18 protein-coding genes are annotated in these 23928 nt (G+C 75.9%); 8 read left to right on the top strand and 10 right to left on the bottom strand.

Translation table 11 applies throughout. The features are described 5' to 3' along the window. Positions 1-80: 80 nt before the first annotated feature. The gene (locus tag ACH4SE_RS13475) at positions 81-1763 is read right to left on the bottom strand and encodes a M14 family metallopeptidase (protein ID WP_398543505.1); all 1683 of its coding nucleotides are present in this window, start codon (positions 1761-1763) and stop codon (positions 81-83) included. A 307-nt stretch (positions 1764-2070) separates the two neighbouring features. Here ACH4SE_RS13475 and ACH4SE_RS13470 point away from each other — a divergent pair, with 307 nt between their 5' ends. From ACH4SE_RS13470 to ACH4SE_RS13455, 4 genes are all read left to right on the top strand, one after another. Further along, positions 2071-2790 carry a VIT1/CCC1 transporter family protein gene (locus tag ACH4SE_RS13470; RefSeq protein WP_398543504.1) on the top strand — a complete coding sequence of 240 codons (720 nt, stop codon included), beginning with the start codon at positions 2071-2073 and terminating at the stop codon, positions 2788-2790. 3 nt (positions 2791-2793) lie between these two features. After that, entirely contained in the window at positions 2794-4674 is a 1881-nt protein-coding gene (locus tag ACH4SE_RS13465; protein WP_398543503.1) for an FAD-binding protein, read from the top strand. Positions 4675-4847: 173 nt separating this feature from the next. Further along, complete coding sequence (locus ACH4SE_RS13460) at positions 4848-5636, top strand: COG4280 domain-containing protein (protein WP_398543502.1); 789 nt, start codon at positions 4848-4850, stop codon at positions 5634-5636. Further along, positions 5633-5842, top strand: coding sequence for a hypothetical protein (locus ACH4SE_RS13455; RefSeq protein ID WP_398543501.1), 210 nt, complete (start codon positions 5633-5635; stop codon positions 5840-5842). Before ACH4SE_RS13460 ends, ACH4SE_RS13455 begins: the two co-directional genes overlap by 4 nt. A gap of 86 nt (positions 5843-5928) precedes the next feature. Here ACH4SE_RS13455 and ACH4SE_RS13450 read toward each other — a convergent pair whose 3' ends face one another. Continuing rightward, the gene (locus ACH4SE_RS13450) at positions 5929-7755 is read right to left on the bottom strand and encodes an adenylyl cyclase (protein ID WP_398543500.1); all 1827 of its coding nucleotides are present in this window, start codon (positions 7753-7755) and stop codon (positions 5929-5931) included. Positions 7756-8748: 993 nt separating this feature from the next. Here ACH4SE_RS13450 and ACH4SE_RS13445 point away from each other — a divergent pair. Continuing rightward, a complete protein-coding gene (locus ACH4SE_RS13445) occupies positions 8749-10062 on the top strand; it encodes a dicarboxylate/amino acid:cation symporter (RefSeq protein ID WP_398543669.1) in 1314 nt (437 codons plus the stop codon). Positions 10063-10132: 70 nt separating this feature from the next. On the opposite strand, the gene ACH4SE_RS13440 is transcribed toward ACH4SE_RS13445, so the two are convergent. Continuing rightward, positions 10133-11056, bottom strand: coding sequence for an EamA family transporter (locus ACH4SE_RS13440; protein WP_398543499.1), 924 nt, complete (start codon positions 11054-11056; stop codon positions 10133-10135). 79 nt (positions 11057-11135) lie between these two features. Here ACH4SE_RS13440 and ACH4SE_RS13435 point away from each other — a divergent pair, with 79 nt between their 5' ends. Further along, positions 11136-12017 (top strand): LysR family transcriptional regulator, encoded by an 882-nt coding sequence (locus ACH4SE_RS13435; protein WP_398543498.1) that lies wholly within the window; start codon positions 11136-11138, stop codon positions 12015-12017. A 22-nt stretch (positions 12018-12039) separates the two neighbouring features. On the opposite strand, the gene meaB is transcribed toward ACH4SE_RS13435, so the two are convergent. The 6 genes from meaB to ACH4SE_RS13405 all read right to left on the bottom strand — a co-directional run bounded on the left by meaB (position 12040) and on the right by ACH4SE_RS13405 (position 19937). Next, positions 12040-13044: a methylmalonyl Co-A mutase-associated GTPase MeaB gene (gene meaB / locus ACH4SE_RS13430; RefSeq protein WP_398543497.1), complete on the bottom strand. Its 1005-nt coding sequence runs from the start codon at positions 13042-13044 to the stop codon at positions 12040-12042. A 7-nt stretch (positions 13045-13051) separates the two neighbouring features. After that, the gene (gene scpA / locus ACH4SE_RS13425) at positions 13052-15262 is read right to left on the bottom strand and encodes a methylmalonyl-CoA mutase (RefSeq protein WP_398543496.1); all 2211 of its coding nucleotides are present in this window, start codon (positions 15260-15262) and stop codon (positions 13052-13054) included. Beyond that, complete coding sequence (locus ACH4SE_RS13420) at positions 15259-17106, bottom strand: methylmalonyl-CoA mutase family protein (RefSeq protein ID WP_398543495.1); 1848 nt, start codon at positions 17104-17106, stop codon at positions 15259-15261. Before ACH4SE_RS13420 ends, scpA begins: the two co-directional genes overlap by 4 nt. Positions 17107-17167: 61 nt before the next feature. Then, positions 17168-18568, bottom strand: coding sequence for a M14 family zinc carboxypeptidase (locus tag ACH4SE_RS13415; protein WP_398543494.1), 1401 nt, complete (start codon positions 18566-18568; stop codon positions 17168-17170). 330 nt (positions 18569-18898) lie between these two features. Further along, positions 18899-19183, bottom strand: a complete 285-nt coding sequence (locus ACH4SE_RS13410; protein ID WP_398543493.1) for a hypothetical protein — start codon at positions 19181-19183, stop codon at positions 18899-18901. Positions 19184-19361: 178 nt separating this feature from the next. Further along, the gene (locus ACH4SE_RS13405; RefSeq protein ID WP_398543492.1) at positions 19362-19937 is read right to left on the bottom strand and encodes a DoxX family protein; all 576 of its coding nucleotides are present in this window, start codon (positions 19935-19937) and stop codon (positions 19362-19364) included. Positions 19938-20108: 171 nt separating this feature from the next. On the opposite strand from ACH4SE_RS13405, the gene ACH4SE_RS13400 reads away from it, so the two are divergent. Next, positions 20109-20990, top strand: a complete 882-nt coding sequence (locus ACH4SE_RS13400) for an oxygenase MpaB family protein (protein WP_398543491.1) — start codon at positions 20109-20111, stop codon at positions 20988-20990. A 178-nt stretch (positions 20991-21168) separates the two neighbouring features. On the opposite strand, the gene ACH4SE_RS13395 is transcribed toward ACH4SE_RS13400, so the two are convergent. Beyond that, the gene (locus ACH4SE_RS13395) at positions 21169-22107 is read right to left on the bottom strand and encodes a MerR family transcriptional regulator (RefSeq protein WP_398543490.1); all 939 of its coding nucleotides are present in this window, start codon (positions 22105-22107) and stop codon (positions 21169-21171) included. Between the two features lie 175 nt (positions 22108-22282). Between ACH4SE_RS13395 and ACH4SE_RS13390 the strand changes: the two genes are divergently transcribed. Next, positions 22283-23917 carry a serine/threonine-protein kinase gene (locus ACH4SE_RS13390; protein ID WP_398543489.1) on the top strand — a complete coding sequence of 545 codons (1635 nt, stop codon included), beginning with the start codon at positions 22283-22285 and terminating at the stop codon, positions 23915-23917. Positions 23918-23928: the final 11 nt, after the last annotated feature.

Below are 23928 nucleotides of genomic sequence, written 5' to 3'. Positions count from 1 at the left end.
CCCTCCGGCGGGCGGCGCGACGCCGGGAAAGGGAAGAGGGCCACGGGACGGCGTCCCGTGGCCCTCTTCCGTGCGGGCCCTCAGCCCAGGCGGAGTTCCGTGCGGGCGGTGCCCGCGCGCGGGTGCGCGGCGGTGAGGCGGACGACCGTGCCCGCCTCGGCGCGGACGGTCCACTCGACGGCCGTCAGATCGGGGGTGCCGGGGTCGTGGCCCCACCAGGTGGTCGACGACAGGGTGCCGCTGCGGCCCTCCAGCTGGCCGAGGCGCTCCACGGCCTCGCCGGTGACCAGTTCGGCACCGGCGGGCAGCTCGACACGGGCGGACAGCTCGCCGGCGACCTCCCGGGAGAGCGCGGTCCGGGTCACGTACGTCGGCAGCCAGCCGGTGTTGCCGACGACCAGCCGCACCCGGTGCACACCGGGCGCGACCTCGGTGGCGGTGGCCCGCCGGACCTCCAGCCGGGGCGAGGCGAGGGTCTGGAAGATGACCCACTCGGTGTGCGGGGCGACCTCGGCCTCGATGCGGTCCATCGGCGGGTTGTACCAGTAGTTGATCATGTCCCAGCCGCCCAGCTCGACCGGGCCGAGCTGCGGGTGCTCGTAGGGGTACCAGTCGACGAAGCCCTTGCCGTCCAGCTCCTTGTCGCTCCACTCGATCATCTTCAGGTCGTCCTCGACCGGGTGGTCGATCAGCCAGCGCGACGCGTGGTACGACTCGATGCCGGCCGCCCGCTGCGGGGACCAGAACTCGGTGATCCAGGCGAAGAGGCCCAGCTGATGGTAGTACCAGCCGAGCTGGCCGCCGCGGAAGACGGCCGCCGCGTCGTGCTTGAGGTCCTGGAAGGACATCACGTCGTAGCCGGTCAGCTCGGCTGCCTTGGCGCCGACGACGTCGTAGACGCGCTGGTCGGGACCGGGCAGCCGCACGTCGGCGTTCATCGGCGGGTGCAGGTGCAGGCCGCCGAACGTGTGGCAGGTGACCCAGCCGGTGATGTTCGGCCGGTCGGTGACCGCCCGCAGCACCGCCTGGGTCTCCGGCTCCGAGCCGGGGTACGGGCCGGCGTTGCGCGGCAGCAGCGGGGCCGCCTCCCAGTCCGTGGGCAGGTTCTGGCCGAGGTCCAGGCCCTCCACGGCCTCGGCGACCTCGACGACGTCGCCGCGGTAGCCGGTGATGTCGCCCTCCTGGAAGAGCCGGTAGTAGTCCCCGCCGGTCTCGTCGGGCTCGCGCGGGACGAGCAGCCTCGGCTCGTCCGGGTGGGTCTTCCACGGCCCCTCCGCGTCGCGGACGCGCATGAACAGCGCCCGGCCGTCGCCGTCCACGTCCCCCAGCTGGAGCCCGGGGTCGGCCTCCGGGCTCGGGTGCGGGCGCACGCTGGAGCGGATGAACCGGCCCTCGGCCAGGGCGTGCTCGTGGCCGTCCGGGTTGAGCCGCGGGACGACGTAGACGGCGCGGGTGTCCAGCAGCCGGGTCACCCGCTCGTCGGTGCCGTAGCCCGTGAGCAGCCGGTGCACCAGGTGCAGGGCGGCGAAGCAGGACGACCACTCGGTGCCGTGGATGCCGGCCTCGACGAAGAAGGCCGGCTTCTCCGCGGCCGGTCCGGTCGCGGTGCTGGTCAGAGTGACCAGCCAGATGTCGCGCCCCTCCCACGAGCGGCCCACGCTCTCCAGGGCCGCGAGGCCGGGGCGGCTGTCCGCCCAGTCCCGGAGCAGCGCGGTCAGTTCCTCGTGGACGTAGAACCGGTCGTAGGTCAGCGGGCGGATCATGCGGTGTTCCCTCGCAATCGCACGGCGGCAGCAGCCTGGCAGGACGGTCAGTCTGCGCGCGGCGCGCACACGGTGCTTTGGGCGGTCGGCCAATCTTTCCCGGCGGACTTCTCGCCCGCCGCCAATCACGCGGGAGGGGGCCGGCGGCCACAGTGCTCCCTGACGGTCGCTCGCCCGGCCGGGCGCGGACCCTGATGTCCTTCCGCCGATTCTCACTGATTCCTCCCTCTTTTTCCGCCGACCCTCCCTGATGCGCCGGCCGGGCCGCCGGGTGCGGCGCCGCCCCGGCCGAGATTGGACACCCCGCATGACTGCCACAGCCGACATCGGCACGGCCGAGATCCACCACCAGCACCGCGATGTCACCGGCGGCTGGCTGCGCCCCGCGACGTTCGGCGTGGTGGACGGCCTGGTCTCGAACTTCGCCCTGGTCGCCGGAGTCGTCGGTGGCGGCGCGGGCGCCCACACCGTCGTCCTGACCGGGCTGGCCGGACTCACCGCCGGGGCGTGCTCCATGGCCACCGGCGAGTTCATCTCGGTGTCGTCGCAGAACGAGCTGGCGCAGGCCGAGATCGCCCGAGAGCGGCGCGAGCTGGAGACCAACCCGGTCGAGGAGTTGCGCGAGCTGACGCTCGCCTACCAGGCCAAGGGCGTGCGGCCGGAACTCGCCCGGGAGATCGCCGAGGAGCTGACGGCCGACCCCGAGGTGGCCTGGCGGGTGCACGTGCGCGAGGAGCTGGGCGTCGACCCGGACGACCTGCCCCAGGGATGGTCGGCGGCGGCGTCCTCCTTCACCGCCTTCGCGCTGGGCGCGCTCGTGCCGCTGCTGCCCTTCTTCTTCGGCGCCTCCAGCATCGTGCCCGCGCTGCTGGCCAGTTCCGCCGGCCTGCTGCTGACCGGCGGCCTGACGGCGAAGCTGACCGCGCGGGCCCCGTGGTTCGGCGCGAGCCGGCAGCTGGTGCTGGGCGGGGTGTCGGCGGCCGTGACCTTCCTGGTCGGCCTGCTGGTCGGCTCGGGGGTGTCCTGACCGATGGGGACGACGCAGATCCAGGCCGGCGGGCGGCCGCTGCACACGGTGGCGCTGGTCAAGCAGGTCCCGCTGGGCGACCACCCCGGCACTCTGGACGGCCGCGGCAGGCTGCTCAGGGACGGCTTCACCACCGAGCTCAACCCCTGGTGCCGCCGGGCGGTGACCCGCGCGGTGGAGCTGGGGCGGGGCGGCGGCGGGCGGACCACGGTCGTCACCATGGGGCCGCCCGGGGCGGCGGACGTGCTCGCCGAGGCGATCGCCTGCGGCGCGGACGAGGGCGTGCTGGTGAGCGACCCGGCACTGGCCGGCGCGGACTGCCTGGTCACCGCGAAGGCGCTCGCCGCGGCGGTACGCACGCTGGACCCGGTGGACCTGGTGCTCGTGGGGCACGGCACGGTGGACGGCGCGACGGGCGCGGTCGGGCCGATGGTCGCCGCGCTGCTCGGACTGCCCTTCGCGGGGCCCGCGCTGTCCGTGGAGGCCGCGGGGGACGGCCGGCTGCGCGCGGTGCTCCAGCTCGACGGGGTCACCGAAACGGCCGAGGTCACCCTGCCCGCGGTGCTCTCGGTCGCCGAGCGCTCCTGCCGTCCGGCGAAGGCCCCGCGCGCGACCTGGCCCGACCCGGCGCCCGTACGCACCCTGGCGGCCGATCGGCTGCCCGGGGTCCAGCCCGGCGCCGCGAGCCCCACCCGGGTCGGCCGCGTCCTCCCCGCCCCGCCGACCCGGCGCCCGGCACTGCTGTCCGGCACCCCGCAGGAGCAGGCGGCCCGCGCGGTGGAACTGCTCGCCGGCCGCACGGCGGCCGGCGGCGCCCCGCCGGTGTCCGTGGCACCGCAGGCCCGTCCGCCGGCGGCAACCCGTGCGGGGGCCGCGCGGCCGCCCGCCGCCGGGCCGGGCGCCCCCGGGCTGCCCGGGCCCGCCGTGCTCGCCGTCTGCGGGGAAACCGGGGGCGGGGCGCGGGCGCTGCTCGGGGAGGCGGCGGAGATCGCCGGGCGGATCGGCGGGCACGTCGTGGCCGTCACTCCGGAGGCCGACCCCGCACTCCTGGCCGGCTGGGGTGCGGACGCGTCGGTGCGGCTGACCGGCACCGATCCCCGCCCTGCCGCCGCCGCGCTGGCCGGGTGGATCCGGACGGCGGGCGCCCCCTGGGCGGTGCTCGGCGGCGCGACCGCGTGGGACCGCGAGGTGCTGGCCCGCCTCGCGGTGCTCCTGGAGGCCGGGCTGCTGTCCGACCTGACCGCGGTGTCGGTGCGCTCGGACGGCCGCGGCCCGGAGCGGCTGGTGGGCGGCAAGCCGTCCGCGGGCGGCGCCTTCACCGAGGTCTCCAGCGACGGCGTCCCCCAGATCGCGACGCTGCGCACCGGCTCGCTCGCCGTACGGGAGCCGCGGGCGGCGTACGGCCCGATCCCCGTCGAGGCGCTGGAGGTCCCCGGCGACCGGCTGCTGCGGCGTTCCGGCCGCCGGACCGAGGACGATTTCGACGCCCTGGAACGGGCCGCCGCCGTCATCGGCCTCGGCGCGGGCGTCGCGCCCGGCGACCGGGCGGAGGTCGAGCCGCTGCGCGCGGCACTCGGCGCGGAATACGCCGCGACCCGCAAGGTCACCGACGCCGGCACCCTCCCGCACAGCCGCCAGCTCGGCGTCACGGGGCGGGACGTCGCCCCGCAGCTGTACGTCGCGCTCGGCGTCTCCGGCAGCCCGCACCACACGGTGGGCGTGCGGCGCGCGCACACCGTGCTGGCCGTCAACAGCGACCCGGACGCCGAGATCTTCCGGCACTGCGACATCGGCATCGTCGCCGACTGGCACGCCGCCGTACCCGCCCTGGCCGAGGCCTTCCGCCGCTCGGCGGCCGCACGGCCGGCGGCCGCCGCCGTCTGACCGCGCCGTCCGGTTCCGCGGCCCGCCCCGGCCGCGGTGACCCCCCGCGGACCCGCACCCGCGCGCCCGCCCCACCCACCACGCCGCCCCCGTCCGGGGGCCGGATTCCTGGAGCCCGCCGTGAGACACTGCTCGCGCACCGTCCGTACCGAACCGCACCGGGGTGGTCGCACATGAGCGGCCTCGTCCTTGTCCTCACCGTCTTCCTGGCCTGCGCCGTCGAGGCGGTCGAGGCCCTGACCATCGTGCTGGCCGCCGGCACGAGCCGGAACTGGCGCTCGGCGATCCAGGGCACCGTCACGGCCCTGGTCGCGCTCGCGGTGGCCGTCGCGGCGCTCGGGCCCGCGATCGGGCTGATCCCCTTCCAGGCCCTGCGCCTGGTGGTCGGCGCGCTGCTGCTGGTCTTCGGGCTTCAGTGGCTGCGCAAGGCGATGCTGCGCGCGTCCGGCCTCAAGGCGCTGCACGACGAGGCCGGCTCCTACGCCAAGGAGGTCGCGGCCGCGGAGGCCGCCGCGAGCGGCGGGCGGGGCGCGGTCAAGGACTGGTACGCCTTCACGCTGGCCTTCAAGGGCGTCTTCCTCGAAGGGCTCGAAGTCGCCTTCATCGTCGTGACGTTCGGCAACAACCAGGGGAGCGTGCCGCTCGCGGCGCTGGGCGCGGCCCTCGCGGTCGTGGCCGTCACCGGTGTGGGCCTCGCGGTGCGGGCGCCGCTGGCGCGGGTGCCGGAGAACTCGATGAAGTTCGCCGTGGGCATCATGCTCACCGCCTTCGGGGTCTTCTGGTCCACCGAGGGCGCCGGGGCCGAGTGGCCGGGCGCCGACGCGGCGCTGCTCGTGCTCGTGCCCGCCGTCGCCGTGCTCGGGCTCGGCGGCGCGGCGCTGCTGCGCCGCACCCAGGACCCGCGGCCGCCCGCCGCGGCACCCTCCTCGCCGGCGCCCGCCGGGAAAGGAAGCCCGCAGTGAAGTGGCTCCGCTCGTTCGTGATGTTCTGGTACGACTTCGTCGTCGGTGACGACTGGCGGGTCGCGGCCGGTGTGACCGTGGCACTGGGCGCGACCGCGGCACTGGTGCACGGCGCAGGGGTCGACGCCTGGTGGCTGCCGCCGGTCGCGGTCGCGGTGCTGCTGGCCCTGTCGCTGCGCCGGGCGGTCGCCGCGGCCCGGCGCTGACCGCGGCCCACCGCCCGTACGCCGCACGGCGGGTACCAGGGCCCCCACGGTCCCGGTACCCGCCGTGCGCCGCCGCGCCGCGCCCGTCAGACGGTCGCGACGCCGTTCGAGTAGCGCTTCATGTTGTAGACGGCGAAACCGTTCTGGACCGGGTCGCCGGAGTCGTTGACGGCGTGCAGCATGCCGCCGCCGCCCGCGCCGTTCAGGCACACGGTCATCAGGTCGGTGAGGACCACACCGGGGGTGTCGGGCACCTCGTACGTGCGGTCGGTGTAGATGTCCGCCTCCAGGTTGAAGAAGCAGTAGCTGCCCAGGCCCCAGGCCAGGTGGTCGCGGACGCCGTCGGCGACCTTGTACGACGCGTAGCCCTTGGTGCCGCCGTGCACCCAGGCCGTCTGGGTGGGGACGTCGTACGGGTTCTCGTTCTGGAAGAAGTACGTGCGGCCGCTCTCGCCGTTCCAGAGCACCTCGTACTTCTGGTAGTGCTCGACGAACAGCCCGTAGGCCGTGACGTGGTCGCCGTTGACGAGGATGCCGGTGTCGGCCGGGTTCACCGACCAGCCCACCGTGCCGTCCAGGCCGTGGTCGGCGCGCCACAGCCACAGGTGGTCGCAGATGACGTCGTTGCTGTCGATCTGCAGGCTGACCCCCGCGCCGCCGGCGACGGCGCCGCCGATGCGGGCGAAGACGTCGAAGAGCACGGTCGGGTCGTTGCCGTGCCGGTGCCCGCTGCGGCCCTCGCCGACCCGGACGAGCACCGGGGTGTGTGCGGAGGCGGCCTCGACGAGCACGCCGGCGATCGTGACGCCGTCGACGTCGGCCACCTCGACGAGCGTGTTGCCCCGGGCCGAGCGCAGCGTCGTGTAGCCCAGGCCCAGCACGACCGTGCCGGGGCGGGTGACACGGATCGGCGAGGTCAGGTCGTAGACACCGGGCGTCAGGAGCAGGTGCCGGCCACTGCCGAGGGCGCGGTTGATCTCCGCGGCGGAGTCGCCGGGCCGGGCCACGAAGAAGCGGTCCAGCCCGATGCTCCTGCCCGCGGCGCGGCCCCCGGCCCATGTGGTGCCGGTGCTGTTGCGGCGCAGCCCGGGCACGAAGACCTCGTAGTCCCCGTGCTCGCCCACGGTCAGGAAGGGCTTCTCCCGGACGACCGGGGTGCGGTCGACGGTGGTGTACGGGGGCGCCGGGAAGGACTGGGCGGGCGCGCCCTCGACGCCCACGAAGACCATGTTCCAGTTGGCGCCGGTCCACGAGCCGAAGGTGTCGTTGCGGGACAGCCACTGCTGCTGCGAGCCGGACTCCACGTAGCCGTCGACCACGCTGTCGACCAGGAAGCCGCCGCTGGACCACCGGTTGCCGGGCGGGCTCGGCCACAGCGTCAGGTTGCCCCGGACGTGCACCCGGCGCATCGGCCCGGCCTGGGCGACGGCCCACCGGTTCAGGCCGTCCGGCGGCACGATCGTCAGGTTCTCCGCGGCCCGCCAGAAGTTCTGGGTGCCGTTGCCGTCGAACCACTGGGCGTCGACGGTGACGTGGCCGTTGATCACGACGTCGGACGGGCTCGCGCCGAGGCCGAGGACGTGGGTGTAGAAGCCGACGTTGATGTCCACCGTGTACGTGCCCGGCATGAAGGCCAGCGCGTAGCGCTCGTCGCCGAACTGGTTGGACTCCTGGATCGCGAAGACGGCGTCGACCTGCGCCTGGATCGCCGCGTCGCCCATCGACGGGTCGAAGACGAGGATGTTGTGCCCCAGGTCCGCGCCCTTGTGGCCCTGCTGTCCCTCGGGCGGGCGGGGACGGGCGGACGGCGCCGCGGCACGGGCGGTACCGGTGGCGATGCCGCCGGCCAGCGGCACCGCGGCGGCGACGGCCGCCCCGCGGAGCACGGATCGGCGAGAGGGGATGACGGACACGGCTCTCCCTGTGGTGGTGGATCAGGAGGACTGCGCGGTGGGCCGGACCGCGAGAGAGCGCTCTCAGGGCGAGAGTGAATCACCGCGGATGGGCAGCGTCAATAAGCGCGCGGGCTTCTCCGAAGGTCGCGGGGCGGTACGGATCGCGCGCCGCGCGAGGGGAGTTGGGAGGTCCCGGCCCTTCCGGCAGCGCGGGGCGGCCGCCGCCGGACCGGCCTGGCGCGCGCCGCCCTCCGACGGGCGCGCCGCGGTCTTCCCGCAGCGCGGGGCGGCCGCCGCAGGGCGCGGGTGCGGCGAGGGGGTTCGCCCGCGGGGTTCCCCGCACCCCTGGGCCGCCCCACCCGCCGGGAGGCGGCCGCCGCACCCCGGCCTCTCGGCCGGCTCACCCCGCCCCGCGGGCCGACCGCCCCGCCGCGCGGCTTGCCGCGGCCGCCGCCCGCGGCCCCCGAGGGGGCGGCGGGCGGGGGCGAAAGACTCGGGGAATCCGCGGAAAGGCGGCCCGCGGACCAAGAACCGAAATCCGCAAGGGAATTGATCACCCGTCAATCCGCCGGGAGTCCGCAGGCCCGTGACCTGCGACGGCGGACGGACGGGGAAAGTAGATGGCGCGAGCACGACAGTTTGTATTTGTGCAATGAATGCATTATCTTCCTGGCCATGTCCAGTGCCCACAGAGTCATCGCGATGCGCGCCGCGGGAGACACCCCGCTGGTGTGGCGTCTGCATGTCGACCTGTGCCACTGCAACGGCGACCTGTGTACGCGCTGACGCGCGCCCGTCGCTGACGTCCCCGCCACCGCCCGCGGCCGATCCCGGCCCGTGGTCCCCGGTCGCCCGGGGTGACGTCCCCGCGTGCCGCGCACCGACGCCTCCACCCGCACCCCGGCCCGGTCGCCCGCTCCTGCCCTGAGCTGCCGCTCAGCGCCGCGTCCGCACGCACCGCGCCGGTACCCGTCCCCCCTCCCCGTCCCGCGGTGCCCGGCCGGTCCGGCGCTGTCACAGGAGTCCCCCTTGCCTGCCTTCCTCAAGAAGATCCCGTTCTGGGCCCAGATCCTCTCCGGTCTGGTCCTGGGCGTCGTCCTGGGCCTGATAGCCCGCGACGCCGACGTGCACTGGCTCACCGAGACGCTGACCCGTATCGGCGACATCTTCGTCCAGCTGCTGAAGCTGGCCGTCCCGCCGCTGGTCTTCACGGCCGTGCTGGTCAGCGTCACCAACCTGCGCAACGTCACCAACGCCGCGCGGCTCGCGGCGCGCACGCTCCTGTGGTTCTGCGTCACCGCGCTGATCGCGGTGACCATCGGCATCCTGCTGGGCCTGGCCACCAAGCCGGGCGACGGCGTCCACCTCAAGGCCGGGGCGGTGCCGGACGGGCTCCACAAGGGCAGCTGGATCGACTTCCTCACCGGCATCGTCCCGACGAACGTCGTGGACGCGTTCGCGCAGCCCAACGTGCTCCAGATCGTCTTCCTCGCCGTCGTCGTCGGCGCCGCGTCGCTGTCGGTCGGCGAGAAGGCGGAGCCGCTGATCGACTTCGCGAAGGTCGTGCTGGAGGTCGTGCAGAAGGCGCTGTGGTGGGTCATCCGGCTCGCCCCGCTGGGCACCCTGGGCCTCATCGGCAAGTCGGTGGCCACCTACGGCTGGGACCTGCTCAGGCCGCTGGGCACCTTCACCGTCGACGTGTACGTCGGCTGCGCGCTGGTGATGTTCGTGGTCTACCCGCTGCTGCTCGCGCTGGTCGGCAAGGTCAACCCGGTCAACTTCTTCAAGGGCGCCTGGCCCGCGATCGAGCTGGCCTTCGTCTCCCGCTCCTCGGTCGGCACCATGCCCGTGACCCAGCGGGTGGCCGAGCGCCTCGGCGTGCCGCGCGACTACGCGTCCTTCGCCGTGCCCTTCGGCGCCACCACCAAGATGGACGGCTGCGCCGCGGTCTACCCGGCGCTCGCGGCGATCTTCGTCGCGGAGGTCTACCACGTCCACCTGGGCATCGGGGACTACCTGCTGATCGCGTTCGTCTCGGTCATCGGCTCGGCGGCGACGGCCGGTCTGACCGGTGCCATCGTGATGCTGACGCTGACCCTGAGCACGGTCGGCCTGCCGCTGGAGGGCGTCGGCCTGCTGCTGGCGATCGACCCGATCCTGGACATGATGCGCACCGCCACCAACGTCACGGGCCAGATCGTGACGCCGGTGCTGGTCGCCTCGCGGGAGAAGATCCTGGACCGCGCGGCCTTCGACGCCCCCCGTGGCATCGAGGACGACGCACCGGCCGAGGACACCACCGCCCGGGAGCTGGTCGAGGTCTGACCCCGCTCCCCCGCTGCGCACCGCGGCCCCGGCCCCTCCCCCCGGAGGGGCCGGGGCCGCGGCCGTACGGTCACCGCGGCCGCGGCCCGCGCCGGGGCGGCGGGAGCTGGCCGCCGACCAGCGCGCCGAGGGCCAGCAGGAAGCCCGCGAGCTGCACGGGCCCGAGCGTCTGGCCGAGCACCGCGGCGCCCAGCACCGCGGCGACGAGCGGCGACAGCAGCGCGAGCAGCGCCGCCGAGGTGACCGGCAGCGCGCCGATGCCGCGGAACCACAGCGTGTACGTGACGAGCCCGCCGACCAGCCCGAGCCACAGGTAGCCGAGCGCGGCCCGCCCGTCGACCGCGGGCGGCGCGCCCTCGGCGAGGAAGGTCACCGGCAGCAGGAGCAGGCCGCCCGCGGTGAGCTGCCAGCCGGCGAAGGCGGTGCCGCTCACGCCCGGCGGGCGGCCCCAGCGCTTGGTGAGCGTCACGCCGAGCGCCATCACGACCGCGCCCGCCAGCCCCGCCGCCACGCCGACGCCGTCGAACCCGGCGTCGGGCCCGATCACCACCAGGCCGACCCCGGCGACCCCCGCCACGCCCCAGCCGATCCGCCACACCGACAGGCGCTCGTGCAGCACCGGCGCCGCGAGGAGCGCGACGACCAGCGGCTGGCCCGCCCCCAGCGTCGCGGCCACCCCGCCGGGCAGCCGCTCCGCGGCGGTGAACAGCAGCGGCAAAAACACCCCGATGTTCAGCGCGCCCAGCACCGCCGCCTTCCCCCACCAGGCGCCGCGCGGCAGCGTGCGGGTGAGGGCGAGCGCGGCGAGCCCGGCCGGCAGCGCCCGCAGCAGCCCGGCGAAGAGCGGGTGCCCGGCGGGCAGGAATTCGGTCGTGACGATGTAGGTGGTGCCCCAGACGGCGGGCGCGAGCGCGGTGAGTGCGGTACGCGACAGGCCCGTTCCCCCGTCCCCGCGGACGGCGCCGCGGGTCCGTGCCATGGATTGCGTGGTCATGACGGAAGTGTCGGCCCGGGTGGATCGATGAGTCCAACACATGTTTGTCACGCCATCGATCGTGATCCACGATGGGTCCATGGAACTCCAGCAGATGCGGTACGTGATCGCCGTCGCGGAAACCAGCAGCTTCACGCGGGCCGCCGAGCGGTGCCGGGTCGTGCAGTCCGCGCTGAGCCACCAGGTGGCACGGCTGGAACGCGAGCTGGGCGCCCGGCTGTTCGAGCGCACCAGCCGCCGGGTGCGGCTCACCCCGGCGGGCGAGGCCTTCCTGCCCGCCGCCCGGCAGTGCCTGGAGGCCGCCGGGCGGGCGGCGGCCGAGGTCGCCGCCGCGGTCGGCGAGGTGCGCGGGCGGCTCGCGGTCGGCTCGATCCCGACCGTCACCGCCGCCGACGTGCCGGGCGCGCTGCGGGAGGTCCACGAGCGGTACCCGCAGGTCCGCATCACGCTGCGGGTGGGCGCGAGCGACGACCTGGTCGAGCAGGTCAGGACGGGCGAGCTCGACGTGGCCTTCCTGGGCCTGCCCACCACGGCGGTGCCGGGCGGGGTGGGCGTCCACGAGCTGGCCCGCGGCAGCCTGGTCGCGGTGGTCGCGCCGGACCACCCGCTGGCCGGGGAGCCCGCGGTGAGCCTCGCCCGGCTGGCGCGGGAGACCTTCGTGGAACTGCCGGCCGGTACCGCGGGCCGCGCGCAGTCCGAGCAGGCCTTCGCCGCGGCGGGGCTGAGCCGGGACATCGCCTACGAGGTGAGCAGCGCGGAGTTCATCCCGCGGCTGGTGGCCCCGGGCCTGGGCGTCGCGATGCTCCCGGCCGCCTACACGCCCGGCCTGGCCGGGGTCGTGACGGTGGAGGTGACCGACGCGCCGGCACGTGTGGAGTACGTCATCTGGTCCCGCTCCGGGCCCACCCCCGCCGCCGCGGCGTTCCTGGCCGTACTGGGCGTGGAGCCGGAGCGGGCGTGACCGGTGGACGCCGGCCGCGCCCTCACCGCGCCGGGCCGTCGAAGGCGCGCAGCAGCCGCTGGGCCGCGTCCGCAGCCGTGAGGGTCCCGGCGTGCAGGCCCGCCTCGACCTCGGGGGCCAGGGCGCGGACGGCGGGGTGGGTGTCGAGGCGGGCGAGCAGCGTGTCGCGGACCGTCGACCAGGCCCACTCGACCTGCTGGGCGCGGCGCCTGGCGGCGAGGCCGCCGTCCGCGGCGAGCGCGGCGCGGTGCGCCTCCAGCCGCTCCCACACCGTGTCCAGGCCGGTGGACTCGCGGGCGCTGCAGGTGAGGACGGGCGGCGCCCAGGAGGCGCCGGCGGGCTGCATCAGGCGCAGCGCGCCGGCGAGTTCGCGGGCGGCGGCGCGGGCGTCGCGCTCGTGCGGGCCGTCCGCCTTGTTGACGGCGACGACGTCGGCGAGCTCCAGCACGCCCTTCTTGATGCCCTGGAGCTGGTCCCCGGTACGGGCGAGGGTGAGCAGCAGGAAGGTGTCGACCATACCGGCCACGGCCGTCTCGGACTGGCCGACTCCGACCGTCTCGACGAGCACCACGTCGTATCCGGCGGCCTCCATGACGACCATGGACTCCCGGGTCGCGCGCGCCACCCCGCCGAGCGTGCCCGCGCTCGGCGAGGGGCGGACGAAGGCCGCGGGGTCGGTGGCGAGGCGTTCCATCCGGGTCTTGTCGCCGAGGACGGAGCCGCCGGTGCGGGTCGAGGAGGGGTCCACGGCCAGCACCGCGACCCGGTGGCCGAGGCCGGTGAGCAGCGTGCCGAAGGCGTCGATGAAGGTGGACTTGCCCACGCCCGGCACCCCGCTGATCCCGATCCGCCGGGCACCGCCGGTGTGCGGGAGCAGCTCGGTGAGCACCCGCTGCGCCAGGACGCGGTGGTCCGGGCGCACGGACTCCACGAGCGTGATCGCGCGCGCGACGAGTGCCCGGCGCCCGGCGAGCACGCCCTTGACGTAGGTGTCGGCGTCGGTGGCCGCGGCTGTCGGCGTGGGCATGCCGCGGCTACCGCTCCTCGTGGCCGAGGGCCGCGGCGAGCCTGGTCAGCAGGTCGTGCGCGGCCTCGGGGATGACCGTGCCGGGCGGGAAGACCGCGGCGGCGCCCGCCTCGTGCAGCGCGGGCACGTCCTGCGGCGGGATGACGCCGCCGACGACGATCATGATGTCCTCACGGCCCTCCGCGGCCAGTTCGGCGCGCAGTGCGGGCACCAGCGTGAGGTGGCCGGCGGCGAGCGACGAGACGCCCACGATGTGCACGTCCGCCTCGACCGCCTGCCGCGCGACCTCGGCGGGGGTCTGGAAGAGGGGGCCGACGTCCACGTCGAAGCCGAGGTCGGCGAAGGCGGTGGCGATGACCTTCTGGCCGCGGTCGTGCCCGTCCTGCCCCATCTTGGCCACCAGGATCCGCGGCCGCCGCCCCTCGGCCGCGGCGAAGCGCTCGACCAGCGCCCGCGTGCCCTCGGCGGCGGGGGTGCGGCCGGCCTCGTCGCGGTACACACCGGAGATCGTGCGGATCTGGCCCGCGTGCCGTCCGAAGACCTGCTCCAGTGCGTCGGAGATCTCGCCCACGGTGGCCATGGCGCGGGCGGCGCCGACCGCCAGGGCGAGCAGGTTGCCCTCCAGCCCGGTGCCGGACGGCCGGGCGGCGGCCGCGGTGAGGGCGCGCAGCGCCTCGCGGCAGGCGTCCTCGTCGCGTTCGGCGCGCAGCCGGCGCAGCTTGGCGAGCTGGCTGGCCCGGACGGCGGAGTTGTCGACCTTGAGCACGTCGATCGGCTCGTCGTCCTGCGGCTGGTACTTGTTGATGCCGATGAGCGGCTGCCGCCCGGAGTCGATACGGGCCTGGGTGCGGGCCGCGGCCTCCTCGACGCGGAGCTTGGGGATCCCGGCGTCGATGGCCCGGGCCATGCCGCCGGCCGCCTCGACCTCCTGGATGTGCTGCCAGGCGCGCTCGGCGAGGTCGTGGGTGAGCCGCTCGACGTAGGCGCTGCCGCCCCACGGGTCGACGACCCGGCAGGTGCCGGACTCCTGCTGGAGCAGCAGCTGGGTGTTGCGGGCGATGCGGGCGGAGAAGTCGGTGGGCAGCGCGAGCGCCTCGTCGAGCGCGTTGGTGTGCAGCGACTGGGTGTGACCCTGGGTCGCGGCCATCGCCTCGACGCAGGTGCGGGTGACGTTGTTGTAGACGTCGCGGGCGGTCAGCGACCACCCGGAGGTCTGCGAATGGGTGCGCAGGCTCAGCGACTTGGGGTTCTTCGCACCGAACTGCCGCACCAGCCGGGCCCACAGCAGCCGGGCGGCGCGCAGCTTGGCGACCTCCATGAAGAAGTTCATCCCGATCGCCCAGAAGAAGGACAGCCGCGGCGCGAAGGCGTCCACGTCCAGGCCCGCGGCCTGCCCGGCGCGCAGGTACTCCACCCCGTCGGCGAGGGTGTAGGCGAGTTCCAGGTCGGCCGTGGCCCCGGCCTCCTGGATGTGGTAGCCGGAGATGGAGATGGAGTTGTAGCGCGGCATCTCCCGCGAGGTGTAGGCGAAGATGTCGGAGATGATCCGCATCGACGGTCCCGGCGGGTAGATGTAGGTGTTGCGGACCATGAACTCCTTGAGGATGTCGTTCTGGATGGTGCCGGCCAGCTTCGCGGGCGGCACCCCCTGCTCCTCGGCGGCGACGATGTAGAGCGCCAGTACGGGCAGCACCGCGCCGTTCATGGTCATCGACACGCTCATGCGGTCCAGCGGGATGCCGTCGAAGAGCTGCCGCATGTCGTAGATCGAGTCGATCGCCACACCCGCCATGCCGACGTCGCCGGTCACCCGCGGGTGGTCGCTGTCGTAGCCGCGGTGGGTGGGCAGGTCGAAGGCGACGGACAGGCCCTTCTGGCCGGCCGCCAGGTTGCGCCGGTAGAAGGCGTTGGACTCCTCGGCGGTGGAGAAGCCGGCGTACTGCCGGATGGTCCAGGGCTGGTTGACGTACATGGTGGGGTACGGGCCGCGCAGGAAGGGCGCGATGCCCGGGTAGGTGCCGAGGGTGTCGAGGCCCTCCAGGTCGCGGGCGGTGTAGAGGGGCTTGACGGCGATGCCCTCGGGCGTCTCCCAGGCGAGGTCCGCGGCACTGCTGCCGGTGGCCTCCTTGACCGCCGAGCGCCATCGCTCCTCGGTCGCGCCCGGGGCGTCGCCGTCCTCGGTGAAGGGGATGCCGGTGAAGTCCGGGATGCCGCTCATGCCGCCACTCCCGTGCGGTCGAGGACGAGGGTCAGGGCGGCGACGGCGTCGCAGCCCAGGAACACGTAGCCGTCCAGGCCCGGCAGGGTGTCCGGGCGGGCGGCCAGGTAGATCCAGCGCGCGCCCGCCGCGCGCAGCGCCGCGACGACGGCGGGCCCCTGCTCGGCGTAGAGCGCGTCGGTGGAGCACAGGCACGCCACCTGCGCGCCGCTCGCGGCGAAGGCGGCGGCCGCGCCGCCGGCGTCCACGGACACCGGGGCGTGCACCGGCTCGACGCCTCCGGCCTGGAAGGTGTTCGCCGCGAAGGACACCCGGGCGGTGTGCGCGGCGGCGGGGCCGAGAGCGGCGAGGAAGACCTTCGGGCGCGCGCCGGTCGCCGCGCGGTGGGCGTCGGAGCGGGCGCGCAGCGCCTCGTAGTCCTCGTCCCGCCGCACCCGGGGCAGGCCGCCGGGCCCGGTGGGGCGGACCGGTGCGGGATCGCGCCGCACGGGCTGCTCGGCGAGGTCGGGGAATTCGCTGACGCCCGTGACCGGTTCACGGCGGGTCGCGAGCCGGCGGCGGCGCTCCGCCCAGGTGCCGGCGATCCGCTCACCCAGCAGCCCGGAGGCGAGGGCCCGCTCCTGGCCGCCCGCGGCCTCCAGTTCCTGGAAGAACGCCCAGCCGGCCCGGGCCAGTTCGGCGGTGAGCCGCTCGACGTACCAGGAGCCGCCCGCGGGGTCGGCGACCCGGCCGAGGTGCGACTCCTCCAGCAGGATCGTGGAGGTGTTGCGGGCGATGCGGCGGGAGAAGGCGTCCGGCGCGCCGATCGCGGTGTCGAAGGGCAGCACGGTGACGGCGTCCGCGCCGCCGGTCCCGGCGGCGAAGGCGGCAAGCGTGGTCCGCAGCAGGTTCACGTACGGGTCCCGGCGGGTCGCCATCACCGTGGAGGTGACGGCGTGCTGGCGCTGGCCGGCCGCGGCCGGGGCACCGCAGGCCCGGGCGACGCGCGCCCACAGGCTGCGGGCGGCGCGCAGCTTGGCGGTGGTCAGGAACTGGTCGGCGGTCGCGGCGTAGCGGAACTCGAGCTGCCCCAGGGCCGCTTCGACGTCCAGGCCGGCGCCGGTCAGCATCCGCAGGTAGGCCACCCCGGTGGCGAGCGAGGCGCCCAGCTCCTGCACCTCCGACGCGCCTGCCTCGTGGTAGGGCAGGACGTCCACGGCGAGCGCCCGCACGCCCGGGTAGCGGCGGTGCACCAGCCGGGCGAGCGTCACGGCGTCCTCGTGGGCGGGCTCCCCGCCGGCACGGGCCGCGTGCCCGAGCGGATCGGCGCCGAGGCAGCCGCGGACCGCGGCGGGGTCGACGCCCCGGGACTCGTACAGCCCGATCAGCTCGCGTGCGGCGGAGGCGGTGTCGGGCCCGGCGTCCAGGACGACGGGGGCGAGGTCCAGGAGGACGCCGTCCAGGGCGCCGGCGAGTCCGCCGGGCGGCAGGGCGGGCCCGCGGGCGGCCAGCCACAGCGAGGTCGCGCCGTTCTCCAGGTCGTCGAGCACGGCCGCGTTGGCGGCCGCGGGGTCGGCGAAGTCCAGCCGCGCGCGCACGTCCCAGCCGCCGAGCAGGGCGCTGCCGCGCACATAGGGCGGGAAGCCGGGCAGGCCGGGGTCGGGTGCGGTGTCCTCGGCGGTGTAGAGCGGCTGCACGGCCACCCCGCCGTCCAGCGCGGTCGCGAGCGCCGCCTCGGCCTCCGCTCCGGAGACCTCCTCACCCGACTTGCGCAGCACTCCCGCGACCAGCTGCCGCCACTGCTCGCGGCCGGCCTCCGGGAACGGGGCGGCCGGTGGGATCCCCTCGTCAGGCAGAACCGTCATACAGCGCAGGGTAGGGAGGACGGCTAAAGCCCGTCTTCCCCTAAATCACGGACCCCACCCCCTAAGGGGTGTCGGCCGCGCACTCCCCCGCGGCCGCCGGAAGGCTGCCCGGACGGCTCAGCGCGACGGCCGCCTGCACCACGCCCGCCTGGTGGCCGGCCTGGCGGGCGACCGGCAGCCGGGTGGCGGGGAACGTGCTCCGGTAACGGGCCGTCCAGTCGTGCAGCAGCATGTCGAGCCGGGCGGTGAGCGGGGCGGCGGGCGGCCCCGCGGGGGCGACGGCGCGGCGCAGCATCGCGGCGGCCCGCAGCGGCACCCGGTGCGTCCACTGCTCCAGTCCGGCCAGCACCCCCTCGGTCAGCCGCCGCCCGGCGGGCACCGGGCCGGGGCCGCCGCAGCGCGGGTCCCAGTCGTCGGGGAGGCGGCGCAGGAAGCCCAGCTGGGAGCGGACCGAGCGGACGAGCGGACCGTCGCCGTCGCCCTCCGCGCCGCTGCCACGGCGTCCGCCGGGCCCGGGCAGCCGGGCCGGCGCGTCGTCCAGCAGGGCGGCGATCAGGTCGCCGCGGCGGCGCATCCGGTCGGCGCAGGCCGCCAGCCGGCGTTGCGGGTCGCGGCCCGGGCTCCCATCGCTCATCCGGTCGCAGGCCCACCGCGCCGCCTCGACGATCACGGTCGCGCCGCCGTGCCGGTGCGGGGCGTACCACGTGGTGCCGCGGATGTCGGCGGCGGACGTGCCGTTCGTGCGGGCGGCCCCGGGAGCGGGCGGGGCGTCCGGGGCGGGAGGGGGCATCAGATAGACCCCGGGGGCCTGCTCCGCGTAGAGCACGGTGTCGTACGAACCGCATTCCACGGGAATGCCGAATTCCGCGGCGGAACGCGTGAACGGCCCGGCGAGGCCCGGAATCTCACGGGTGCTCTGCACGAATGTCCCGCCGACGTCGATACCGTGCAGGGAGAACTGCAGAAACGGCCGCAGTTCGCCGATCAGGCCGAGCAGGATATCGCTCTCCGGCAGCTGCCCGCCGATCGACGGGGCCCATTCCGGCTGCTCGTCCGAGGCGGGGCGGAAATAGTGGGCGAGGAATCCCTCCAGGTCGCGCGCGCGGTGGGCGCCGTGCACCAGCCGCGCGCCGTCCGGATCCGCGCAGAGCAGGAAGTCCCAGGCCACCGACGCGCGCTGCGCCGGGTCGGCAAGCACCCGGTGGGCCAGCTCCATGGCCGCCGCGCCGCCCACCAGTTCGTCCGGGTGGGCCCCGCAGACCACCAGGACGTGGTCGGCGGCGTCCCCGACGGACAGCAGCGTCAGCGGCCGCCCCGCCCGCGAACGTCCGACGGTACGGGTCCGGCACAGCCGCGGGTGGCGCGCGGCGAGCGCCCGGGCGGTGTCCTGGATCTCCTCGAGCGCGGGATAACGGTCGTAGGCGGCAATCGCCCTTCCCGCACTGGTCGACGCGTCGATCACCCGTGAATACCTCTTCCGGTCGATCCGCGCCCTGCCGCGGCGGCAGTTGACGGGCAACCATGGATTCATGCGGACTGCGGGGTGTCAAGCGTTCCGCCATTGAACGGAGCCGATTCCTCCGTATGTCACGGCCGCGCGTTGAACCCGGGCATTCCGGCTGCCGCGCGGCCGGCGGGAAGGTCCGGGCTCGGCACCGTCGGCCACACGATCGGCGGAGACCGACGACCCGGCGGTCGGGCGGGCGTGCCGCCCGTCCCGAACCGGCGGGGGGCGTCACCGGGTGTCCCGGCGGCAGCCCTGTGGCGCCAGGCCGGCCAGGCCCGAGGCGGATCAGCCCGGCGACGGCGCTGCGGCGCCGGAGGAGCCGGACGTCGAGGGACGTCCGTGCCGCCCGGACTGCCCGGCGTGCGGCACGGGCCTGCCGCCGCGTGCGGAGCGCGCTTCCCGTCCGCGGGCCGCCCGCACCCGGACGCTCGCCCTGCGGGGCAGCTCCGACGGCTCGTCCTTCAGCTCACCGAAGGCCTCGGCAGCCTGTACCTTCGCCCCGGCGAGCGACAGCACCGCCACCCCCGCACGCGCCGCTGCCGGCGAGCGCTCCTTCCGCGTCACGAGCACGGCGAACACCGGCCGGCCGGCTCTCCGACTTCCAGACCCGGTCCTCCTGGCCTGCCCCGCGGGCCTGCATCGGCGGGACGGGCGGCCGCCGTACGGGAAGGGGCGAGCAGCGGAACCCACCGGTGGAAGGGGGTCGTCGGCCGCGGGCGGGGGAGCATCCGGTGGCCGGGCCACCCGCTCAGGTCGCGGCGGGGTCCGTCTCGGCGTCCGGGTCGTCCGGCCCGGACGGCGCGGCGTGCTCCTGCTCCTCGGCCGCCGCCGCGGCGCGCCGGTTGACCACGACGGTGGCCGCGGCCGCGCTCAGCGCGAAGGCCAGCAGCACGGTGCCGGGGCGGTTGAACCGGTCGCCGGTCAGGGCGTCGAGGGAGAGGCAGCCGGGGCCGGCCAGACCGAGGCCCGCGGCGACGAAACCGAGGAACGCCGGGTACTCGAAGCCGCCCTGGTGCGCGAAGAACCCCGCGGGGGCGTGCACGGCCACCGCGCCGGCCATCGCACCCGCGGCGGCCGCGCCCGCGACCGGGGTGGCCAGGCCGAGCGCCAGCAGCACGCCGCCGCCCGTCTCGCCGAGCCCCGCGGCCAGCGCGCTCTCCCGGCCCGGCCGGAAGCCCATCGCCTCCATCGCGGCGGCCGTGCCCTCCAGGCCGGACCCGCCGAACCAGCCGAGCAGCTTCTGCGAGCCGTGGGCGATCAGCGTCCCGCCCGCGCCGAGGCGCAGGGCGAGCAGGCCGAGGTCCTTGCGACGGCTGAACGGCATGGGGCGGCCTTCCGCAGACGGGGCAGTACGCGGTCTGCCGCCCATCCTGCCCCGGCCCCGGCGCCCCCGCACGCGCCGGCGGCCGCGCGGGTGCCTCCCGCCCGCTCCGGGGGCCCGGACGACGGGCCGCGGGGCCTCCGCCGGGGCACCCGGCCGACGTAGGGTGGCGGTGTGGTGGAACTCCCCGGGGCAGCCGGATTCGGCGCGCTGCGGCGCCGTCTGGGTGCGGAGCTGTTCGCCAGGGTGGCCGGGCCGGACGGGCCCGCCGTCCGGGCGCGGATCCACGACACCCCGGGGCCGCGCTGGTTCGCCCCGGACCGTCCGATCCGCACCGTGCACGGTGACGCGTCGATGTTCACCGGTGGCCTGTGCGCCCTGCTGCTGCAGTCCCTGCACCCGCTCGCGATGGCCGCCGTCGCCGCGCACTCCGGCTTCCGCGGCGATCCGTGGGGCCGGCTCCAGCGCACCAGCGGCTTCCTGGCCGTGACGACCTTCGGCACGGCGGCGGACGCCGAGCGGGCGGTCGCCCGGGTACGGCACATCCACGAGCGTGTGAGCGGCACCACGGCCGGGGGCGAACCCTACCGGGCGTCCGACCCCCACCTGCTCGGCTGGGTGCACGCCGCCGAGGTCGACAGCTTCCTGCGCGCGCACCGCCGCTACGGCGCCCGTCCGCTGGACGACGCGGGCTACGACGCGTACGTCGCGGACACCGCGCGGGTCGGTGCCGCGCTCGGTGTGCAGGACCCGCCGCGCGACCAGGCGCAGCTGGCCGCCGTGCTGGACGCGTACCGCCCCGAGCTGCGGGCCACCGCGCAGGCCCGGGACGCCGCGCGCTTCCTGCTGCTCACCCCGCCGGTGCCGTGGGCGGCGCGGCCGGGCTACGCGGTGCTGGCCGCGAACGCGGTCGCGCTGCTGCCGGTATGGGCCCGCGTGCCCCTGCGGCTGCCGTACCTGCCCGTGACGGAGGCGACCGGAGTGCGCTGGGCGGGCCAGGGGCTGACCCGGGTGATCCGCTGGGCCATGGCCCCGCCGCCCGCGGGCGGTGCCTGACCGGGCACGGGGCCCGGGCCGCACGGACGGCCGGTCCGTGGGACCGCTGTCCGCACAGGCGTCGGCCACCGCGCGGGGGTCGCCGAGCCGCTGCCGTGCGTGGGCGGCGACGCGCGGCTCCGGCAGCCGGTACGCGGAGTACGCACCGGCGTCCGCCCGGTCGCCGGGCCCCTTCCCGTCACCGGTGCCCGGCGGAGCCGAGCCACCGCACCACCTGCCCGGCGTGCTCGCCGGGCGCGGCCACGGGGTGGAAGACCTCCTCGACCGTTCCGTCCCTGACGATCAGCGTGAGCCGCGCGTACAGCCGCTGCCCGCCCGCCTCGAACGTCGGCAGGCCGAGCGCGGACGCCAGGCGGAGCCCGGGGTCGGACAGCATCGTGAACGGCAGCCGCAGCCGCTCGGTCACCTCACGCTGGTAGGCGGTGTCCTGGCCGGACAGGCCGTGGACGGCGGTGGCGCCCGCGGCGGTGAGGTCGGCGTGGTGGTCGCGGAAGCCGCACGCCTCGGCGGTGCAGCCGCGCGCGCCAGGGATGGTGTCCCAGCCCTCGGGCAGGTCCACGTCGGGGCGGCCGGTCAGCGGGTAGAGGTAGAGGACGGTGCGCCCGGGGCCCAGCCGGTCGAGGGCGACCGTGCCGCCGTCCGTCGCGGCCAGCGCGAGCCGCGGCAGGCGGCACCCGCGCAGGCGGGCGGCGAGGCCGGCGCCGGGCGCGGCCTGCGCGGCTGCGCCCCCTGCGGGTACGGGCGCCGGCGCCTCCGTGCGGGCGGTACGGTACGCGGCTGCGGTGAGGCGGGCGGCGAGCCGGTCCCGGCGCTCGGTCAGCTCCGTGATGCGGGCGCCTAGCTCGTCGATCGCGGCGCGGTACTCCGCCATCGAGGACGGGCAGTCGTCGCCGTCCTGCGCCCCGGAGGCCAGGCACTCCAGGAAGGGCCGGGTCCGCTCGGCCGGTATCCCCAGCTCGCGCAGCGCCCGCAGTTCGCGCACCGCGCGCACGTCCTGCTCGCTGAAGGTGCGGTAGCCGTTGGGCAGGCGGCGCGGGGCGACGAGCCCCAGTTCCTCGTAGCGCCGGATGGCCTTCGCGCTCACCCCCGCGCGCCGCGCCACGTCGCCGATCCTCATGTCCTCCACCTCCCGGACGGCCGCTCCCCGGCAGCCGCCCGCGAGCCTAGACCTTGCCCCTGGGGGCAAGGTCAACCACCGGCCGGCGGCCCGTGTGCCGGGCCCGGGTCACACCTTCGCCACAGCCGCCGGTCCGCGCCCTCCGGGCCGGAACGGAACTGGGATGATGCGGCCCATGGCAACGAACGGGGGCACGGGCGGGGAGCCCGCGCACGACGGCACGCATCCGACGACCAGCTACGAGCTGAGGCCGCCCGGGCCGCCCGCCGACTCCCCCGCCCCCGCGGTACCCGCGCCCGCCGGCCGGACGGACGGCGCGGGCGGCGCGGGCGGCGGGCCGCGGCTGCTCGGCGGCCGGTACCGGCTGCTGGAGCGGCTGGGCTACGGCGGTATGGGCACGGTGTGGCGCGCGCACGACGAGGTCGTGGACCGCGACGTGGCGGTCAAGGAGCCGCGGATGCCCGACCACATGACGGGCGCCCAGCGCGAGACGGCCCACCTGCGCATGCAGCGCGAGGCGCGGGCCGCCGCCCGCATCGACCACCCGTCCGTGGTCACGGTGCACGACGTGGTCGTCGAGGACGGCCGGCCGTGGATCGTCATGGAGCTGGTGCGCGGCCGGTCGCTCGCCGAGGTGCTGGCGGAGGGCACGGTGCCGCCGCGCGAGGCCGCCCGCATCGGGCTCGCCGTGCTGGGCGCGCTGTCCGCCGCGCACGAGGCCGGGGTGCTGCACCGCGACGTGAAGCCGGCGAACATCCTGCTCGGGCGGCACGACCGGGTGGTGCTCACCGACTTCGGCATCGCCCAGGTCGAGGGCGAGGAGCCGCTGACCGAGACCGGCGCCTTCATCGGCTCGCCCGAGTACATCGCCCCCGAGCGGGTGCTGGGGCACCGTCCGGGCCCCGAGTCGGACCTGTGGTCGCTCGGCGTCGTCCTCTACCAGGCCGTGGAGGGCGTGTCGCCCTTCCGCCGGCAGGCCACACCGTCGACCTTCCAGGCGGTCCTGCTCGCCGACCTGCCCGCGCCGCGCCAGGCGGGTCCGCTCGCCGGCGCCGTCCTGGGGCTGCTGCGCAAGGAACCGGCGGCGCGGACGACCGCCGCCCGCGCCGCCGACGAGCTGCGCGCCGTACTCGACCCGCCGCGCGTCCCGGCCCCTCCCGCCGGGCCTGAGCGGGAGCCCGCTCCGGCGGCCGTCCCGCCGACGCCCGGCCGCGCGCTGCGGGTGCTGCCCCGCGGCCGCCGCGGACGGGTGGCCGCCGCGGGGGCCGCCGCCGTCTTGGCGGCGGCGGCCGTGGTCGTCGTGGTCTCGCCGTTCGGCGGCGGGGGCGTCCCGAAGGGCTGGAAGTCCTACGACGAGAAGGGCGTCGACGCCACCCTCGCGGTGCCCGGCGACTACGTGCGCAGCATCGACGACACCTCCGTCACGTACACCGACCCGCACAAGGTCTTCCGGGTGACCCTCACCAAGGCCCAGGGCGAGAAGCGCAGCGCGGCGGCCGTGGCGAACGCCGGCCTGGACTGGTACAGGCACGGCGGCAAGGTCAACTACACCGACACCGCCGAGGACGCCGACGGTACGGTCACCGAGGCCACCCAGCAGGGCGAGCCGGCCGCCCGGCTCGACCTGCACTACACGGACCTCACGGACGACGACAAGCCGGCGCTGCGCGAGCTCGAACTCGACGTCGTCAGCGGGACGGGCGCCCGCTACACCCTCGACGTCGTGATGCCGGCCGCCAAGATCCAGGCGCAGCGGGGCGAGCGGATCTTCGACCAGATCAAGGACCACCTGACCATCCACGGTCTCTGAGCCCCGCCGCC

The sequence above is a fragment of the Streptomyces sp. NPDC020983 genome, from assembly GCF_044333485.1.
GTDB lineage: Bacteria > Actinomycetota > Actinomycetes > Streptomycetales > Streptomycetaceae > Actinacidiphila.
Note: the sequence above shows the minus strand (reverse complement) of the source record. Positions and strands in the feature narration are given on the sequence as shown.